Origin of the sequence: Secundilactobacillus mixtipabuli, from assembly GCF_002217925.1 — a bacterium.
Lineage (GTDB): Bacteria > Bacillota > Bacilli > Lactobacillales > Lactobacillaceae > Secundilactobacillus > Secundilactobacillus mixtipabuli.
Genome location: NZ_BCMF01000031.1, coordinates 1 through 275, shown reverse-complemented (window position 1 = coordinate 275; position 275 = coordinate 1). Strand labels below are relative to the sequence as shown.

Below are 275 nucleotides of genomic sequence, written 5' to 3'. Positions count from 1 at the left end.
GATATCAAATGTAATTTGCGAAGTCAATTTCGCTAGTAATATTAATGAGTCACAAACAATCATAAATTGAGAGTTTGATCCTGGCTCAGGACGAACGCTGGCGGCGTGCCTAATACATGCAAGTCGAACGCATCCCGCTGAATTGAAGTGCTTGCACTGATTTTCAGCATTGGATGAGTGGCGAACTGGTGAGTAACACGTGGGTAACCTGCCCAGAAGCAGGGGATAACACTTGGAAACAGGTGCTAATACCGTATAACAACTGAAACCGCATG

1 rRNA gene is annotated in these 275 nt (G+C 44.7%); it reads left to right on the top strand.

Going from position 1 to position 275, the window contains the following annotated elements:
* Positions 1–62: 62 nt before the first annotated feature.
* Positions 63–275: ribosomal RNA gene (locus IWT5_RS11835) — 16S ribosomal RNA — on the top strand; the annotation flags it as partial.